Annotated in this window: 18 protein-coding genes; 2 read left to right on the top strand and 16 right to left on the bottom strand. The window is 56.4% G+C overall.

What is annotated here, in order from left to right; translation table 11 throughout:
• The 9 genes from PUV47_RS11660 to PUV47_RS11620 all read right to left on the bottom strand — a co-directional run bounded on the left by PUV47_RS11660 (window position 1) and on the right by PUV47_RS11620 (window position 9,496).
• Window positions 1–1,002, bottom strand: coding sequence for a transketolase family protein (locus PUV47_RS11660; protein ID WP_274218735.1), 1,002 nt, complete (start codon window positions 1,000–1,002; stop codon window positions 1–3).
• 12 nt (window positions 1,003–1,014) lie between these two features.
• Window positions 1,015–1,935 carry a transketolase gene (locus PUV47_RS11655; RefSeq protein ID WP_274218734.1) on the bottom strand — a complete coding sequence of 307 codons (921 nt, stop codon included), beginning with the start codon at window positions 1,933–1,935 and terminating at the stop codon, window positions 1,015–1,017.
• A gap of 17 nt (window positions 1,936–1,952) precedes the next feature.
• On the bottom strand, window positions 1,953–3,059 hold the full coding sequence (gene mtnA, locus PUV47_RS11650) for an S-methyl-5-thioribose-1-phosphate isomerase (RefSeq protein ID WP_274218733.1): 1,107 nt from the start codon (window positions 3,057–3,059) through the stop codon (window positions 1,953–1,955).
• Between the two features lie 12 nt (window positions 3,060–3,071).
• Entirely contained in the window at window positions 3,072–4,337 is a 1,266-nt protein-coding gene (gene mtnK / locus PUV47_RS11645; protein ID WP_274218732.1) for an S-methyl-5-thioribose kinase, read from the bottom strand.
• Window positions 4,338–4,421: 84 nt separating this feature from the next.
• Complete coding sequence (locus PUV47_RS11640) at window positions 4,422–5,456, bottom strand: substrate-binding domain-containing protein (protein WP_413697821.1); 1,035 nt, start codon at window positions 5,454–5,456, stop codon at window positions 4,422–4,424.
• 26 nt (window positions 5,457–5,482) lie between these two features.
• Complete coding sequence (locus PUV47_RS11635; RefSeq protein ID WP_274218731.1) at window positions 5,483–6,466, bottom strand: ABC transporter permease; 984 nt, start codon at window positions 6,464–6,466, stop codon at window positions 5,483–5,485.
• Window positions 6,467–6,479: 13 nt separating this feature from the next.
• The gene (locus PUV47_RS11630) at window positions 6,480–8,033 is read right to left on the bottom strand and encodes a sugar ABC transporter ATP-binding protein (RefSeq protein ID WP_274218730.1); all 1,554 of its coding nucleotides are present in this window, start codon (window positions 8,031–8,033) and stop codon (window positions 6,480–6,482) included.
• A gap of 211 nt (window positions 8,034–8,244) precedes the next feature.
• Window positions 8,245–9,069, bottom strand: a complete 825-nt coding sequence (gene rhaD / locus PUV47_RS11625) for a rhamnulose-1-phosphate aldolase (RefSeq protein WP_274218729.1) — start codon at window positions 9,067–9,069, stop codon at window positions 8,245–8,247.
• The gene (locus tag PUV47_RS11620) at window positions 9,062–9,496 is read right to left on the bottom strand and encodes an RbsD/FucU family protein (protein ID WP_274218728.1); all 435 of its coding nucleotides are present in this window, start codon (window positions 9,494–9,496) and stop codon (window positions 9,062–9,064) included. Before PUV47_RS11620 ends, rhaD begins: the two co-directional genes overlap by 8 nt.
• Before the next feature lie 152 nt (window positions 9,497–9,648).
• Here PUV47_RS11620 and PUV47_RS11615 point away from each other — a divergent pair, with 152 nt between their 5' ends.
• The gene (locus tag PUV47_RS11615) at window positions 9,649–10,611 is read left to right on the top strand and encodes a sugar-binding transcriptional regulator (RefSeq protein ID WP_274218727.1); all 963 of its coding nucleotides are present in this window, start codon (window positions 9,649–9,651) and stop codon (window positions 10,609–10,611) included.
• Between the two features lie 50 nt (window positions 10,612–10,661).
• Here PUV47_RS11615 and PUV47_RS11610 read toward each other — a convergent pair whose 3' ends face one another.
• A complete protein-coding gene (locus PUV47_RS11610; RefSeq protein ID WP_274218726.1) occupies window positions 10,662–12,017 on the bottom strand; it encodes a globin-coupled sensor protein in 1,356 nt (451 codons plus the stop codon).
• 330 nt (window positions 12,018–12,347) lie between these two features.
• On the opposite strand from PUV47_RS11610, the gene PUV47_RS11605 reads away from it, so the two are divergent.
• On the top strand, window positions 12,348–12,803 hold the full coding sequence (locus tag PUV47_RS11605; protein WP_274218725.1) for an RrF2 family transcriptional regulator: 456 nt from the start codon (window positions 12,348–12,350) through the stop codon (window positions 12,801–12,803).
• A gap of 90 nt (window positions 12,804–12,893) precedes the next feature.
• Here PUV47_RS11605 and PUV47_RS11600 read toward each other — a convergent pair whose 3' ends face one another.
• From PUV47_RS11600 to PUV47_RS11575, 6 genes are all read right to left on the bottom strand, one after another.
• Entirely contained in the window at window positions 12,894–14,057 is a 1,164-nt protein-coding gene (locus PUV47_RS11600) for a sodium-dependent transporter (protein ID WP_274218724.1), read from the bottom strand.
• Window positions 14,058–14,062: 5 nt separating this feature from the next.
• Window positions 14,063–14,593, bottom strand: coding sequence for a sodium-dependent transporter (locus tag PUV47_RS11595; protein WP_274218723.1), 531 nt, complete (start codon window positions 14,591–14,593; stop codon window positions 14,063–14,065).
• Window positions 14,594–14,902: 309 nt separating this feature from the next.
• Window positions 14,903–15,877, bottom strand: coding sequence for an NAD(P)H-dependent flavin oxidoreductase (locus PUV47_RS11590; RefSeq protein ID WP_274218722.1), 975 nt, complete (start codon window positions 15,875–15,877; stop codon window positions 14,903–14,905).
• A gap of 13 nt (window positions 15,878–15,890) precedes the next feature.
• The gene (locus PUV47_RS11585) at window positions 15,891–16,772 is read right to left on the bottom strand and encodes a haloalkane dehalogenase (protein ID WP_274218721.1); all 882 of its coding nucleotides are present in this window, start codon (window positions 16,770–16,772) and stop codon (window positions 15,891–15,893) included.
• Window positions 16,773–16,805: 33 nt separating this feature from the next.
• Window positions 16,806–17,261, bottom strand: coding sequence for an acyl-CoA thioesterase (locus PUV47_RS11580; protein WP_274218720.1), 456 nt, complete (start codon window positions 17,259–17,261; stop codon window positions 16,806–16,808).
• Entirely contained in the window at window positions 17,258–18,409 is a 1,152-nt protein-coding gene (locus tag PUV47_RS11575) for an iron-containing alcohol dehydrogenase (protein ID WP_274218719.1), read from the bottom strand. The genes PUV47_RS11580 and PUV47_RS11575 overlap by 4 nt, the downstream gene beginning before the upstream one ends.
• Window positions 18,410–18,436 lie beyond the last annotated feature (27 nt).

Genomic DNA, 18,436 nt, shown 5'->3' with positions numbered 1-18,436 from the left:
TCAGAGCGCCTCCGCCTTTGCTGCCGAATGCACGTCATCAATCCGCGCCTCAGCCAGATCGTCGGCCGTGATGCCGGTCTTCTGCCCGCTCAGGGTTTCAACCGCCGCCACCAGCGCCTTGGCATCAAGACCATACTTTTCCATCAGGTACCCCTTGGAGGCCCCATGGGCAAAGGTGTCTTTCAGGCCCAGACGGATCAGCTTCTTGCCAACGCCCTCTTCCGCCATGATCTCGGAAACAATGCTGCCAAGGCCGCCGACGATGCTGTGGTTTTCAAGGGTGATCACCCCGCCATCCACTTCGCTTATGTGCTCCAGCAGCGCTTCCTTGTTGAACGGCTTCAAGGTGCTTGCATGCAGATGGCGAATGCCAACGCCTTTTTCCTTGAGCACAGCGGTCGCGCGCAGGGCTTCCTCGGTGCAGATGCCGGAGGTCACAACGAGCAGGTCCTTGCCTTCAGAAAGGCAGCGCAGCTTGTTGAACTCAAACGGGGTTGAGAACAGGCGCGGCACCTGCCCGCGCAACACGCGCACATAAACCGGGCCGTCCACCGCATCGGCCACCGGCAGCACGGTTTCCACTTCCGTGGCATCACCGGTTTCCAGAATGGTCATGTTGGGGATCGCCCGCAGGATCGCCACATCTTCAATCGCCTGGTGGGTAATGCCCCCCGGCGTGGTGATGCCCGGCAGGAAGCCCATCAACCGCACCTTGCGGTTGGAATAGGCAACCGAGTTGATCAGCTGGTCCAGCGGCCGGCGATACAGGAACACGGCGAACGTGTGCAGGAATGGCCGGTAACCTTCCATGGCAAGGCCGCCCGCAAAGGACAGCATGTTCTGCTCGGCCATGCCGCAGGAAACGAACTGATCCGGGTATTGGTCGCGGAACTTGTCCACCTCGCACGAGCTGGTCAGGTCAGCAGAAAGGCACAGCACTTCAGGGCGCTGGCTGGCAAAGTCGATAAAGGACTTCACATAGGGCTTGATTGCAATTTCCATCTCTATCGGTCCCTATTCGATCTCGGCAACATTGACGCCAAGCTGCTCGGCAATGGCATCGCGGAGCTCGATCTTTTCGTCCTCGGAGGTAAAGCGCACGTAGTGGAGCCGCGGGAACCGCTTTTGCAGGTAGTCCATCCCCTCGTAAGGAGAGGTCTTGGCAATCACAACCACCGGGCCGTCTTCGCTGCGCCGGTTCATGGCCTCACGCAGAGCTTCATGGTCGTGCCCGTCCACCATCACGGCATCCGCGCCAAACGCCTTCAGCTTGGCCACAAGATCACCGATCTCGGTTACAGCGCTCATGGCACCGTCACACTGCTGGGCGTTGAAGTCCACCACACAGGTCACGTTGTTGATCTTGTGGTGCGCCATGTTGGCAAAGCATTCCCAGGTCTGGCCTTCTTCAAACTCGCCATCAGACATGTAGACGAACACCCGGCCCTCATCGCCGCGGCGCTTGCGGGCAAACGCAATGCCGGATGCCATGGACAGGCCCTGAGCGAGCGAACCGTTGGTCACTTCCATCCCCGGAGAGTGCTCAGCGCCGATCATCTCAACAGAGGAGCCATCCTTGTTGAACATCTTCAGCCCTTCAGGTGCCATCCGGCCCACTTCAATGAGTGCGGCGTAAAACACCAGCGCGTAATGCGCCGGGCTGATGATGAAGCGGTCATAGTGCGGTGCAAATTCCCCGTGATACCCCGCCCCGGTAAAGGAGTTCGGGTTGTCTGGAGAAGGCACACCGCCAAACGGGGCGGGAATGGCCGGAGCAATGCTCGGGCCAAGGTTCAAAACGTCTTCGTAAAGCACAGCCAAAGTGTCAGCTGCCGAACACGCCTGCGAGAGATAACCGCCGTTGTTCCGGATCGTGTGTTCAAACACACGCCGCCTTATTCCGAGTGCAACGACTTCGGATTCCTGGTTTTTCATCGTTTCGTTCCTAGTGTTTAGCCAGCGGCGACCGTGTCTTTTTCCTGAAACAGCGCCTTCAGCCCTTCAGGAGAAGCTTCACACACGCCGCGCTCGGTAATCAGTCCGGTCACATACTCCGCAGGCGTCACGTCAAAAGCGTAGTTGCCGCAAGTTGTTCCATTAGGCGCCGTGTCCACCCATGTGCGGGTCCCATCCGGCCCAATGCCGTAAACGTGGGACTGTTCCGTGCCATCGCGCTGCTCGATGGGGATTTCCTTCACCCCATCCCAAACCGTCCAGTCGATGGTTGGCGATGGCAGCGCCACATAGAACGGAACGCCGTTCGCCTTGGCAGCCAATGCCTTCAGGTAGGTGCCGATCTTGTTGCACACATCGCCGCGCGCCGTGGTACGGTCCGTGCCCACAATGCAAAGGTCCACTTCGCCGTGCTGCATCAAGTGCCCACCGGCATTATCCGCAATCAATGTGTGGGACACGCCGTGGCTGCCCAGCTCAAACGAGGTCAGGCCACCCTGGTTACGCGGGCGGGTCTCATCCACCCAAACATGCACCTTGATGCCTTCATCATGGGCCTTGTAGATCGGAGAGAGCGCCGTGCCCCAGTCAACAGTTGCCAGCCAGCCCGCATTACAGTGGGTCAGGATGTTTATCGTCTCACCCGGCTTCTTCTTCGCTGCAATTTCGCGAATGATCTTCAACCCGTTTTCGCCGATCTGGTTGTTGATCTGGACGTCTTCATCAGCAATTTCGCCAGCAAGGGCGTAGGCCGCAGTCAACCGTTCAGCCGGGTTCACTTCCTTCAAGGCCGGACAAATGCGATCCAGCGCCCACTTCAGGTTGATCGCTGTCGGACGGGTAACGATCAGCTCGTCATAGGCAGCCTGCAGGTTTTCATCGCTGGTGTCCTTCTTCATGGCCAGCGCCACGCCGTAGGCAGCCACCGCACCAATCAGCGGCGCACCGCGCACCCACATGTCACGGATCGAGGTTGCTGCATCCGTCACCGTGTGCAGGTCAATGATTTCCAGCTCGAATGGAAGCTTGGTCTGATCCAGGATTTGAACCGTGCGCCCATCTTCTGCAACCCAGACCGAGCGGTAGTGTTTATCGCCAATTTTCATCTCGTTTCTCCCTCAGCACTGCTTTGCGTAGGCATTAACATCTGCAAACCCTGAGAAACTCTCAGGAGCAACCATAAGCTGGCGCGCCAGTTTCAGCGCCCGTGTTTCAAGTGAAGCACGCAGGTCAGCGTCTTCAATCTCCTTGAAGTCGGCAACCCCGGCGAAACCAATGATGCGGCGGTGCATTTCCAGACCCGCATTCACCAGCGTATCGATAAAGAGCGTACGGAAAAAGTCATCCTGCGCCGCTTTCAGGAATGCATCTCCATTGATGCCATCCTGATAGATGCTGCGCGGGTAAGCTTCACCCTTCTGCTTGTTGGTCCACAGCGTGCGGAACGTTTGCTCAAACACGCCCCAAGTCTCGACAATCTGCTCAAGCAACCAGCTCTGGTAGTCTTCCACCTCGCCAGCGCTCGCGCGGTGGCCCGGCTGCGCATAAAAGGCAAAGAACAGGTTGCCAATGTAGTTGCCAATATCAAAGGCCATTGGACCATAGAAACCGAACTCAGGGTCAATGACCTTGGTCTCGTCTTCCGTCACCATGATGGAGCCGGAATGCAGGTCACCATGAAGCAGCGCTTGCGCCTCACTCATGAACTTGAGCTTGTACTTCATGGCCACCTGAATGACCTCTTGATCAGACCAAAGGGCCTTGATCGCATCATCCAACTGAGGACTTGTCCAGTTGTTGCGTGGTGCATCAAAGAACGGCTCGGTAAAGATCAGATCTTCTGTAATCCGGCAAAGGTCGGTGTTCACGCAAAAGCGCTGCACGAGCTCTTTCTTCTGCGCCGATTCAAGGCCCAGATCAGAGGTGTTAAACAGCGTCTGAGCCAGGAACTCACCGATATGCTTGGCGAGTTTCGGGAACTTCTTGCCAGCGATCAGCTCCTTGCGCAGGATCACGTGTGGCGTGATGTATTCCATGGCGAACAGCGCCATCTGTTCATCATAGAAGTACGCCTCTGGCACCGTGTCGCCCGCATAGCGGCGCTCCTCAACGAGGCCATTGAACTCAAAAAACGCGCGGGTCAGCGGCAGTGGCCAGCTTTCGCCAGCGGCGCGCACATATGGCACAGCCTGCTTGACCACGATTGTTTTCATGGAACCGGACACGATGAAAACCAGATTGAGGTTGCCATCGCCAACTTCCTTCACCTCCCAGGTTTCTGGTGCCCCGCCCAAATTGAGGGCCGGCGGCAACTTGGAAATCAGATAATGCGGAAGGGTCTCAACAGTTTGGATCTTGTAGCCTAGTGGCGCTTCAACGCTCATTTTGCACCTATGTCTAGCAGTCGCGTGATCGGTAGGAGGTGGAGGCAGAAACCGCCTCCACCCGTGCGCAGCATCGCCTGCGTCCTATGGGAGCGGCATCCAATCGGGTGTCAGCGTATCGGACGTGGAGAAGCTGGCGACTTTGGCGACCAGATCATTCATGTTTTTGATGTCCAGCGCGTTCAGCATTTCCTGAGTGATCAGGACAGGTGGCACGGTCACCTGGCTGCCCGGGTTTTCACCGTTCATCAGGTACGCCAGCGCGCGAACGCTCACTTGCCCCATGATGGCTGGGTTGGTCGCAGTGGTTGCAACCCACGCACTGCCCGGCTCACGCATGGCCTGAATGTCCGAGTTGGAAATGTCAGCAGAATAGATCTTCACGCTGCTGGAAAGACCCGCTTCATCCACGGCAATCTTGATGCCCTTGGCAAACTCATCATACGGCGAAAATGCAACCGTGATGTCTGGGTTCGCGCGGAAAACAGCAGCGGCCTGGTCGGCAATCTGGTTCGGGATCGGGTTGTTCAGGGTGCCAAAACGCGCCACCTCTTCAATGCCTGGGAACTTTTCCTTCAGCTCGGTGAACACCTCATCACGGCGATCAAGTGGCGGAATGCCCGGCACGTAGACGTAGGCTGCCTTCCAGGCGTTGCCGTTGTCTTTGATGGCCTGCTCCAGGGACATGCGCGCGATCAGGTGATCGTCCTGATTGATCTGAGGAATTTCTGGGTTGTCCGCATTCACATCGAACGCCACCACCTTGATGCCGTTCTGAACGGCCATATCCGCCAGATCCTTCAAGGAGTCGGTAAACCCATGCTGGAGGATGATGCCGTCATACCCCTTCATGATGGCCTGTTCCAGCTGGCTGCGCTGGATGGCGGCATCCTGACGGGCATCATAAACATCCAGCTCAAGACCAAGGGCTTCGGCCTGCGCCCGAACACCTGACAGATAAAGCTCCGGGAAATCACCCTGCGACAGGTAACGAACATGCGCAATCTTCATGCCCTTACCTTCAAATGGGGACTTCACTTCCTCTGCTTGTGCTCCCGTCGTTGCCATCAAAGCGATGGAGGCAACTGCAAGGCCAAGTTTTTTTAATGTAGATTTCATCATTATTTCTCCCAGTTATGACGAAATTACCCGCGCTTTTTGGAAAGGCCGAAGGTGAACATCAGGGCAGCAACAAGCACCAGACCCTTGATGAAATCCTGCGTGTAGTAAGGCGTGTTCATCATGGTCAGACCGTTCAGAAGAACACCGACCAGAAGCGCACCGATGGCAGAACCTTGCGCATTGGGGCGTGCGGCCCCGAGAACTGCAAAGCCAATAAGCGCTGCAGCAACACCATCCATCAGCAGTGAGTTGCCAGAACTCACGTCGCCGCGACCAATGCGAGCCGCAAGCAGAATGCCGCCGATGGAAGCGTAGACACCAGACATGACATAGGCCACGTACCGGTAGAATTTGACCCGAGCCCCTGCCAGATGCGCTGCACGCTCGTTGGAACCGATGGCGTACATGACCCGGCCATGGCGGGTGCGCTCGAGGAACAGATAGGTAATGACCGCCAGCACCAGCATGATCACAACAGGCACCGGAATAATGTCAAACAAGCGAGCGCGGCCAAGGAACAGGAAGGCTTCGGTGAACTTGCCCGGTGCGGTTTCCCCGCCCGAAAGGCTCATGCCGGCTGCAATGGAACGGCCCTGCGTTGGAATGAGCTGCAAGCCAAGCAGAAGGAACATCATGCCCAGCGTTGCCAGAAGATCCGGAACGCGCATTTGCACCGTCATGAAGCCGTTCACGAGCCCCACAAGCACGCCCACACCCAGCGCGGTGAGAATGGCCGCCGTGGTGCCCCCATCAAAGACGATCATCACATAGGACGCCATCATCATGGAAAAGGCCGCCGTAGAGCCAATGGAAAGGTCAAACCCGTTTACCGCCAGCGTCGCCGTCACCCCAAGAGCCAAAATGGCCACGATCGACACGGACTGCAAAATGATGAACACGTTGATCATGCTCAGGAACGCTGGCTGAGCGATCGAGAAGAACACAATCATCGTCGCCAAAAGGACGAGGAGGCCATACTTGATGGCGTGATCCCGAAAGTTAGTCATCTGATCCTCCCGATCAGGCGTGAATGTCAGTTTCTTGAGTTTTTGAAGAGCTGAGCGCAGTAAAGTCCGCATCTGGTGCCGCTGCGATCTGCTTGATCAAGGTGGGCATATCGATCTGATCGATACGGTGATCGCCAACCAGATTGTTGTGGTTGAAAACGATGATCCGGTCAGCGATTTCAAGTGCTTCCTCAACGTCTGTACAAACCGCGATGGTCACCCGGTCCTTGGCGGTTTCGCGCAGCAACTTCCCGATCTGTCGACGCGAGGAAATGTCTACGCCCTGGAATGGCTCATTGAGCAGCAACACCCGGCACTCCTCGAGCATCCACCGGGCCACCATGACCTTCTGCTGGTTGCCACCGGATAGCGTCGACATCTCTGCGGTGGGGTCGGTGTATTTGACCTTGGTCAGGTCAATCACCTCTTTCACCCGCGCCTTCTCCCGATCCCGGTTGATGAAACTCAGCCAGGAGAAGCTCTTAAGAAAAGGCAGGCTTGTGTTGTTCTCAATCGAGAAGTCCGGAATGATGGCGTTATTGCCGCGATCTTCCTGAACCATGTAAACGCCGTCCTTGATGGCTTGATTGGGGGACGCTGCCCGCCACTCAGCACCATCCAGCATCACCGTTCCGCTGGCGAACTCGTGCATCCCAAACAGGCTTTCAACCACGCTGGCACAACCGGAAGACAAAAGACCGGTCAGCGCCACGATCTGACCCGTTTTCAGGTCGAGATCAAACGGCTTGGACCCTTCAGCCAGCTGAACCTGACGGAACACAACACGCGAGGCCTCCCCGCTTTGGTAGTCGTGCATGACTTCACCAACGGCGTGCCCCAGCATGGAGTGAACCGCGCCATCGTAATCCAGAGGCTTCTCGAACAGCCCCACAATGCGCCCTTCTCTCAACGCAGCAATGCGGTCGGCCAAACGGCGAATGTCCGACATTCTGTGTGAGATGTAGATGATCGCCACGCCTTGATCGCGCATTTGCTCCACCGCATCAAACAGGCGCAGAGCTTCTCGTTCGGAAAGACTGGAGGTTGGCTCATCAAGAATGAGCAGCCGCGGCTTGACACTCAGCGCGCGGGCAATGGCCACGAGCTGCTTGTCCGCTTGGCTCAGCTCCGCAACCTTGGTGTCCAGCGGCAGATCAAGACCAATTGTCTTGGCCACTTCCGCAGCGCGTTCATGGAGCTTTCCCTTGTTCACGAAGGCCGGGAACCGACCATCGCAAAGCTGATCAAGAATAAGGTTTTCGGCAATCGTAAGATCCTGAACAACACCGTCATTGATGATCTGGTGAACGGTTACGATGCCGCTTTCTCGTGCTTGCTGTGGTGTGTCGATGATGCTGGTCTGGCCATTGACGCTGATGGAACCCCCATCGGCCTGGTAAACACCTGAAAGGATTTTAACCAGCGTCGACTTGCCTGCACCATTGGCCCCCATGAGAGCGAGAACCTCGCCACCACTCACGGTCAGACTGATGTCGTGCAGCACGGTGTTGGTACCAAAGCTCTTCTTGATACCGGAGATTTCTATGCTGTCGGATTGTATCCCCATCGCCTCCTCCCAAAAGCAGTAGGGACAAGTTACATATGTTTTATACAAATGACAAGTGTAAAATATATCTCGAATTGATGAGGGAAATTACATAATAGCGCAACGCATGAGCCACTCGGCAAACCGCGCGATAGGCGCATCAGAATGCAAAAAGGGCAGGTTTCCCTGCCCCTTAGCCGTCATATAAAAATATGACCGATCAAACAGTGTTCTATTGCCCATTCAGCTCGTAGATCGGCGTCACGCCCAGATGCTTTCCAAGAGAGACAATCTGCGCATCACTGATTCCCGGCAGGTCCATTCCGGCCATCTTGCCCTGACAGTAAATCATCGCGGCCTTCTCGGCGGTCTCGATCAAGCCGAACGCATCATCAAGTGAATCACCCGCTGCCAGAACCCCATGGTAAGCCCAGAGGATCAAGCGGTGCGTCTGGGCCAATTCTCCTGACGCCTCACCAATGGCGAGAGAGCCCGGCAACATCCACGGCACAACACCAACGCCATCGGGAAAGAACATCAGACTTTCAGAGCACATCCGCCACAGCGTCTTTGTAAACGCCTCACTGGATTGATCGTGAAGATGGCTCATCAATAGCAGCCAGTCTGCATGGGTGTGAACGATCACCGATTGCCCCTTGTCCTGGCGCTCTGCATGCACCAGAAGGTGGGTGATCATTTCGCTTGAAGGCCGCCCCCCGCCAGCGTAGCCAGCGATGGGTGTAAACTGCGAACCATCTTCACTAAAGCGCACAAGACCCAGATCTTGCTCAGGATTTTCTTTCACATGCCGCATGAACGCGCCGCTGGCGGTCATCAGCATGTGCTGCCCGGCAAGAGCAGGCACCGGCTTTGGAAGATCATACCACTGGGTGGACGCCATCTCGGCAACACCCCATTCGGCCATCTGCTGCGGGTTCAAGCGGACACTTATGTTGCCCGCATTGCGCTCGCCCCACCCTTTGTCCCAAAGCGCATAGGCAAGCACCTTCAGTTCCTTCACCAGGTCAGACTGCAGCCAGGCATCATGACTAACCATCGAACACCACTCCCTTCTGCAGGATCAGGCAGCCATAAGGGCGCAGATCCGTGGTCGCAACAATAAGACTTGTTTTTTCTGCTAGGTCGTAAAAGGCGAACCGATCGATCGCTTCCCACTTGTGGCCCTTCTCCTCACTGGCATCCAACACCTTGAGGAAATCCTGCGCCGCTTCAGGCAGCTCCGCATCGTCGGCTTGCGCCATCAGCTTGATGGGGCAATCATCGAACCCGTCGACAGGAAACAGCGTGAGGATGGCCGCCAGAACATCACTGGCCGTCGTGCCCGGCATAGTGATCAGATGGCCGTTAGCCCGTGATGCAGCTGCAAAATTTGCATCAACAATCGCCAGCGTATCGCCATGCCCCATGGACGCCAGAGCATATAGCAGATCAGCAGACAGCAGCGGATCTATCGATTTTAACATGAGCCCACCTTTTACATTTGTCATTACTAAATACCATTTGTAATATGTCTCTGGCAAGTCTCCCGTTTCCTCGGAATGATTGGGAGTAGCAATTAACGCGAAACTTATGGTAAGGGCGGCAACTTGATCGATTGGGCTACGAGGCAGCGGGCGTGACCAGAAAAGAAAAAAGCAGTGCGATTTGGTTCAACAAGGACCCCATCTTGCATTCAGCATGGCTCTACTATCAGGAGGGCCTGAACCAGACCGATATCGCAGAGGTTCTGGGCGTTTCCCGCGCCAGCGTCGTCAAGTACCTGCAGCAAGCCCGCGAACTTGGGTACGTTCAGATCACACTGGATCAGGACCGCTATACTCAGGCGACCATCTCATCAAAGCTCAAGACCAAGTTCGGTCTGGATAATGTACTGGTCGCCCCGGCAGGTGACGGCCAAACCCATGTTCGCATCCGGCTTGCCCGTGCAGGCGCCATGTATCTCAGCCATGTTACGAAGGATAACGACACCATTGGAATCGCCTGGGGCCGCACCATTCACGAGCTGAGTCAGGCCATGCCCCGCAAGCCGCTAAAGAATGTCAGCGTGCTGCAAATGATCGGCTCCATGTATGCCCAATACAGTTTTGCCGCCGACGAGGGCTCCTCACTTATCGCCAACAGGTTTGAGGGCACCGGCATGAACCTCAATGTCCCGGCGATCGTCTCCAGCGCCCGCCTCGCCACGGAACTTCAGGCCGAGCCCATCGTGCGCTCTCATTTTGCCGTTCTGGAACGGTGCAGCCGCGCAGTCTTTGTGGTTGGCCACTGCTCACCCAATAATTCGGCGGTACGGGCCGGCATCATCTCGGAACAGGATATGGAGACCTACAAGCAGCTGGGCGCAACCGCTGTCATCTGCGGACGGTTTCTGGATGCACAGGGACAACCGGTTATCACAGAACTGGACCAGCGGATCCTTGGCATCAACCTCGCTCAGCTCCGACAAATTCCAAGCCGCATCATGATCGGCGGGGGCCCGAAGAACCATCAAGCGGTCCTTGCAGGCCTGCGCGGTGGCTATGTGACGGATTTGATCACAGACCATGAAACCGCAGACTTCCTGCTTGAGAACGGCTAGGGCGCAGCTCCCAGCACCCTAGGCACATTCAAAGCAGCATTCCATCCGCCTCAGGCACGCAGGTGCCCGAGGAAATCCGCCATGCTGGCCTCCAGATCCCGAGCATACTCAGAAAGCTGATTGGCCGATTCCAGCACGTTTCCAGCTGTCGTGCCGGTCTCACCTGCTGCTGCGCTCACACTGGTGATCCCAGAGGAAACCCGTGAAGTGCCCTCCGCCGCCAGCGATATGCTCTCGGAAATGACAGAGGTTGCCGCGCCCTGCTGCTCAACCGCGCCTGAGATCGCCGCCGATATGGCGTCCATCTCGGAAATCGTCGTGGAGATCTCCTCCATGCTTTCGCGAGAATGGCGCGTTGCCTCTTGGATCTCCGCAATCTGAGAGCTGATTTGAACCGTCGCGTTCGCTGTCTGCTCGGCAAGCGACTTGACCTCATGGGCCACAACGGAAAAGCCTTTACCCGCCTCCCCGGCCCGCGCGGCTTCAATGGTCGCGTTCAGCGCCAGCAAATGGGTCTGAGATGAGATTTTATTGATCAGCTCAATGATGTTGCCAATCTCATCCGCCGCCACCGTCAACGCACCAACCCGTGCAATGGCCTTCTCCGAGGCTGTCACCGCCTGATCCGCGGTCGTTGCCGCACGGTTGACCTGCTGCGCGATCTCGGCAATCGCCTGCGCCAACTCACCCGTGGAATGGCTAACACTCTCCACGTTCACGCTCGTGGAACCAGCTGCCTCCTCCACAGTGCTACTGATTTCAGCCGTTTCGCTGGCAGCCTTCTGCAAGGTGTCAGAGGTCGCCTTCAACCCACCGGCAGCAGCGCTCAAGGAGCCCGCAACGGTGCCAACACTCTCTTCAAAGCGAGAGGCAATGCCTTCAATGAAATTCTGCCGGTCCCGTGTCTTGGCGTCCTCATAGACCTCCAGCGCGATATCCATATCAAGGAACGTGACCTTGATCACCGCCTGCTGCAACCGACGCAAGAAACTGCCAGACCGAGCGGCAAGCACGCCGCCGCGAATCTCAGCTTCCAGTTCAGAGCAGATCGCCCCGGACAGATAATTGTAAGCGCCAATGTAATAGCGGGGCGACATGCCCAGCTTATTGTGGGCCTCGCCAATTCGCCTCACGGACGCAACATAGTCGTCCGTCAACTTGGCCTTTGCCAGAAACGACCAGTGCTCCGCCTGTTTGGACTTGGCATGGTCGATATGCGCCTTCGATTTGAAAAATTGTGCGGTCTCAGGAAAATTTTGCACATGCGCATAGAAAAGATCAAGAACCTTCGGCAAAACCTTCCGGATATACGGTTCCCCTTCAGCTAACGTCTTTAGATCATCCTCTGTGATCCGGTGAAACTTAAGTCGTTTTGAAATTTCGGCCTGCATAGATCGCCCAATCATCTATTTTCAAATGCACCACCCTCATGCACTTCATGCTTCCGAACACTATTCCGACATATCCTTCAAGTTGTAATATTACGCATTTTAAGTGTTCTAAGCTCTTACCCCACAGCTCCCTAGGGGTTATCACTGAGAAATTATTTACTGTTACATTTCAATGACAGTAAAACGCCTGTACCCCGCGACGTTTTATCCCTTGATGTGTATCAATGCCAACGCCTGCTCTTCCCCTCACCTTAAATCTGGGAACAATCAAGCTTGGCTTCTGCTGTTACGGATGGGCAGTTTCGTGCATGAGCAGGCGCTGATACGCACCTGAGGGGACAATTCATGAAATTGACCGGCATGACCGACATCGCCACCCGCATCATGGCAGTAGTGGTTTCAAACCCCGACCATCACTGGACCATAGAGAGATTCTCGCAGGTCTGTAGCTCGCCAAAACCGCAGATTACAAAAACCGTGCAGGCGCTCTCCGCCCATGGCTTCATCAAGTCCCGGCGAGGCCGTATCGGTGGCTTTCATCTTGCCTGCGATCCTGCCATCGTCACGCTTGGCGAGCTTATTCGTGCTGTCGAGCCCAACTTCGCTTTGACAGACTGCATGGGCTGCTCTGACAAAGCTACCTGCCCCTTTCTGCCAGTTTGCCGGGTTCGGTCGGCCCTTGCCTATGCGCTCAAGGCCTTCATGCGCGAACTGGACAGCGTAACCTTGAATGATGTGGCAAGCGACCGCGAAGCCTACGCGCCAATGTTGGCAGGCGGACCGCTGGCTCTCAGCGCCTAGCAAGCACCGCAGCTCTGCCACCAAACACAAAAAGCCCCCGCAGATCGCCGGACCTGCGGGGGCTTTTTCATTTCACGGCTGCGCCGATTGTTAGCCTATGAAGCCAATAACCATGACCCAGACAATAGCGATTGGCGCCACGATGCGAACAATCCACTTCCAGATCTGCAGATAGGAAAATGGCAGTTCGCCCTGATTTTCCAGTTCACGAGACACCTTGCCATACGCAAACCAACCCGCACAGATTGCCGTCAGAATGCCACCGATTGGCAGGAAGAACTTGTCAACCAGGAACGACAGGAAGTCAAAGAACGGCATGCCAAAGAACAGAATGTCGCCCCACACGCCCAGAGAAAGGGAACATGGAATGCCGATGGCAAAGATGACAAGGCCAACCACGGTGGAAGCTGCCTTGCGGCCCATGCCAAAGCTCTCAGAGAAGTACGCAACCGGAATTGCCAGAAGAGAGATTGAAGAGGTCAGCGCCGCAATCAGCAGCATGGCAAAGAACACCGCCTGAAACAGCAATCCAAATGGCATTTCGCCAAAGATCGCAGGCAAGGTGATGAAGGTCAGGCCGGGCCCCGCACCAGGATCCATGCCGAAGGCAAACACTGCTGGCAACACCAGAAGACCTGCAAGGAAGGCCACCATAAAGTCCAGAGAAACAACCCAAACAGACGAGCTGCGGATGTTTGTCTCAGGAGACAAGTAGGAGCCATAGGTGATCATGGCACCCATGCCCAATGAAAGAGAGAAGAAAGCCTGACCGAGCGCGGCTTGGATCATGTCCATGCTAATCTGCGAGAAATCAGGCTTCAGGAAGAAAATGATACCTTCCATGCCGCCCGGCAGCGTCACACTGCGGATCACAAGAATAATCAGCAAGATGAACAAGAGCGGCATCAAGGCCTTTACGGACTTCTCAATGCCTGATGTGACGCCCAAAAGCACGATCACAACGGTCATCACCATGAAGATGCCGTGATAAACGAGCGGCTCAACGACAGAACCCACCAGCGCCTCGAACTGGCCACCAAGGATTGCTGCGGAACCACTGCTGATTTCGCCAGTGAACGTCTTTACAAGATAGGCGATGGTCCAGCCACCAACCACAGAATAGAACGAGAGAATAGCAAAGGCTGTGATCACACCGAGCAGACCAACCGGCATCCAGCTCCGACCTGCCACGACGCGGAAAGCACCGACAGGGTTCAGCTTGGCAGCACGGCCAATGGCGATTTCCGCCATCATAACGCTCACACCAATGGCATCAGGATCTTGGAGGCCTTTTCAATGCCATCCGTCACGCCCTTGAGCACGATCACCATGCTCAACCCCATGAACAGAGCATGGTAGATGATCGGTTCAACAGGCGAGGACACCAGCTGATTGAACTGGTCCTCATGACCAACACCGGAGCCGCCCCCAAACATCAGGGCAAAGCTCTTCACGATGTAGGCGATGGTCCAGCCACCAACAACCGAATAGAAAGACAGGATGAGGAAGGGCGTCAGGATTGCCAGTATTCCAAAAATCACCCAGGGCCCGCCGCCAGTCTTCTTGAAAGCCCCGATTGGGTCCAACTGAGCGTAACGGCCTATGGCGATTTCAGCGATCATGGCAGAAAGGCCAATGGTAGCAACCATTGCAAGATAAATGATCAGGAAGGCGCCCCCACCCTCTGATCCGGCCAGGTATGGAAACTTCCAGATGTTTCCCAGTCCCACGGCAGATCCTGCTGCCGCCATGATGAAGCCAAACCGACTTCCCCAATGCTCTCGTTGCATCTTATTTTACCGTTTATACGAGCCCAAATTGGACGCCGGAGGTTGTTGCAATAAAACTGCGCAAAGCTACGACACTTGGCAATCTCTGCCTAAAAAGGCACCACACGACGAAATGAATCCGAAGGCTTATAGCGTCTTTGAGGCCTAAAAGAAAATGCACGGACCCAGCACTTTCCAAAAGAGTCCCCTTAGATAAACTCAACTTTATACGCAAAATACCGCATGAAACGATGAAAAAGCACCCCGCACAAAAGAAATGGGCCCCGAACGGGGGCCCAACTCATGTTATTCCTGAGGAATTGTCAGGGCTCAGTCAGCAAGCAATGCCTGCTTGGCAGCTTCGTATTCCTCGCGCAGCTGCGCAACGTAGTCGCCTGTAGACTGAATGCTCTTTACGCCGCCAACACCTTGGCCCGCGCCCCAGATTTCCTTCCACGCCTTTGCCGAGACGCCTTCCTTTTTGGAGGCGGCAGCAAAGTTCATCTGTTCTGGCGATCCGTGCTCCAGCGCATCCGGGTCCATGCCGGCCGCGCGAATGGACGGCTTGAGATAGTTCCCCGGAATGCCGGTGAAGTAGCTGGAATACACAATATCGTCGGAAGAAGACTCCACGATCATGTGCTTGTAGCCATCAACCGCATTGGCTTCCTTGGTGGCAATGAAGGCAGAGCCCATATACGCCAGGTCAGCCCCCATGGCCTTGGCTGCCAAAATGCCCTTGCCCGTGCTGATGGAACCGGAAAGCAGCAGAGGGCCGTCAAACCACTCGCGAATTTCCTGAATGAGCGCAAATGGCGAAACGCTGCCAGCGTGGCCACCAGCGCCTGCCGCCACAGCGATCAGGCCATCTGCCCCTTTGGAAATGGCTTTCTTGGCAAAACCATTGTGAATGACATCGTGCAGCACAATGCCGCCGTAGCTGTGTACCGCTTCGATCACATCTTCACGTGCCCCAAGAGAGGTAATGACGATGGGCACCTTGTACTTCACGCAGACCTCAAGATCATGCTCCAGACGGTCATTGGACCGGTGGACGATCTGGTTCACCGCAAAAGGAGCCGAAGGCGCATCCGGGTTCGCTTCATCGTATGCAGCCAGTTCCTCCGTGATCCGCTTCAGCCATTCTTCCAGCGCCTCTTTCGGGCGCGCATTGAGCGCCGGAAAAGAGCCCACAATGCCGGCCTTGCACTGAGCAATAACGAGGTCAGGATTGGAAACGATAAACATGGGTGCTGCAACCAGCGGCAGGCGCAGACGGTCTTTCAATACGCTTGGCAATGCCATGGGAAATCCTCTCTTAACTGTCTAGATCACGCAGCCACTGGGCAATGGCCTGTCCGATCTGCGGACCGGAGTCCTCTTGAATGAAATGAATGCCCGGCACAGTAACTTCGTGCTGGTTGATCCAGCTTCGGCAAAAATCTCTGAGCTTCCCGATCATGATGGCGCCCGGCTCGGCGTTGACGAACAGCTTGGGCACCTCGTTGTCCGCCATCCAGTTACTCACCGCCGTCAAGCGCTCATGCACGTCCGCCGGTTCTCCCGCCACAGGGATCTCCCGCGGCCACGTCAAGGTGGGCCACCGGTCTTCGCGTTCCTTGAACGGACGGCGGTACTCCTCGATCTCCTGATCACTCAGCGTGCGGACGATGGAGCCCGGCAACACCCGCTCGATGAAGAGGTTCTTGTCCAGAACCATCCCTTCACCCGCCTCCGACCGGAACCCCTGAAACACCGGCGTTGCGTCCTTGTTCCACTCCTCCCAGCTGGCCACCGGCCGGGCGAACCCTTCCATATAGGCAATGGCTTCCACGCGCTCCGGGTTGCGATGGGCCCAGTCGAAGCCCAGCGCTGTGCCCCAGTCATGCGCCACCAGCACCACCTTCTCCTGTGTGCCGATTACCGCGTCGATAAAGCCATCCAGATACATGGCATGCACATGGAAGCGATAGGTCTCCGGCCCCGGGTTTGGCAGCTTGGCGCTGTCACCCATACCGATCAGATCCGGCGCGATGCAGCGGCCGCGCCCTTCCAATTGCGGCATCACAGTGCGCCACAGGTAGGATGAAGTCGGATTGCCATGCAAAAACAGGATGGGCCGTCCTTCCCCCCGTTCCACATAGCTCATCCGTTCGCCAAGCACCTCTACATGGCGTTTCTGGTCTTGCCAGCTTGTCATTCTGGTTCCTCCTCCCCGGCGCTGCCGGGTCATTCAGGCGGGTGTCGCGCCCTCCTCCGTTACGAGCGGCCTGAGCGCCGCCCGCATCTTCTCCGAGAGCGGCACCGGCCTGCGGGTCATGCGGTCCACATACACATGCGTGAATGTCCCCTGCGCGCAGGCCCCCTCTTCGCCCTCAATGAAAATCGCGATCTCATACTCAACGCTGCTGCGCCCGATCTTCAGCACCCGCAGCCCTGCTACCGCTTTTTGCGGAAAAGAAAGCGGCGCGAAATACGAACACGAGGAATGAACCACCAGCCCAACTGTTTCCCCTCTTTCAAAGTCCAGCAGCCCCTTCTCGATCAGGTAGCCGTTCACGCAGCTGTCGAAATAAGCGTAGTAGACGACGTTGTTCACATGCCCGTAGACATCGTTGTCCATCCAACGCGTCTGCACATCGTGAAAGCTCAGAAAGCCGGACCGGGTATACGGCTGGGGCCGGGTCATAGCGCCTCCCTGTAAATGGAAAGCGCATCGTCATAGGACACGCGGCGCGGGTTGTTCACCAAAAGCCGGGTCTGGTCCATGGCGGCTTTCGCCAGCTTGGGCAGGTCGTTGGCTTCAATGCCCACCTGGGCTAGATGATCCGGAATACCCAGCTCAAAACATAGGTTCTCAAGGGCGCGGATGAAGCCCGCCGCCTTTTCATCCACACTACCGGAGATGTTCGGCAGAATGACTTCCGCCAACTCCGCATAATGATGCTTGGCCTCAGGCAGGTTGAACCGCAGCACGTGCGGCAGGATCAGCGCATTGGAGAGCCCATGCGGCACATGGAACTGCCCGCCAATGGGATAGGCGAGCGCATGCACAGCCGCCACCGGGCTGTTGGCAAACGCCTGGCCCGCCATCATCGCGCCCAGCAACATGCCGGAGCGAGCCGGAATGTCACCGCCATCCATGTATGCAGCACGGATATGCGTCCAAAGCTGCCGCAGCGCTTCACGCGCCAACGCATCGGAAATCGGGTTCTTCTGATGCAAGGACGTATAGGCCTCTATGGCATGCACCATGGCATCGATGCCCGTAGCCGCAGTCACTTCCGCAGGCAATTTGGTCGTCAGCTCCGGGTCCAGCACCGCCACATCCGCATAGAGCTGCGGCGATACAATGCCCATCTTGCTGTGGTCCTCGCGGGTCAAAATAGCAATCGGCGTCACTTCAGACCCCGTTCCCGCCGTGGTCGGCACCTGAATGAGTTGCAGGCGCTTTCCCTCCACCTTGCCAATGCCATAAAGCGCATGAAGCGGCTGCAAGCTGCAGCACAACACCGCCACCATCTTGGCCGTATCCATGGAACTGCCACCGCCGAGCCCAACAATGCAGTCTGCATCATTGGCTTTGGCAAAGCTGGCGGCTTCCAGCACGATCTGTTCAGAAGGGTCAGGCTCAACACCATCAAAGACAATAGGATTGAAGCCACCTTTGGTCAGCGCGCTCACGACGGACTTCACAAGGCCGGTCTCTACCACCCCCGCATCAGTGATGATTGCCACGCGCTTGCAGCTGAACCGTGTCTTGATCAGCTCGGACAAGCGACCAGCCGCACCATTTTCATTCACGATGAGCGGAACCGTTTCGAATTGAAATCCCATGAGACCCTCCTGTGCTCTAGGCCTACT

Source organism: Pseudovibrio exalbescens (assembly GCF_028737195.1).
In the GTDB taxonomy this organism is placed as follows: domain Bacteria; phylum Pseudomonadota; class Alphaproteobacteria; order Rhizobiales; family Stappiaceae; genus Pseudovibrio; species Pseudovibrio zosterae.
Note: the sequence above shows the minus strand (reverse complement) of the source record. Positions and strands in the feature narration are given on the sequence as shown.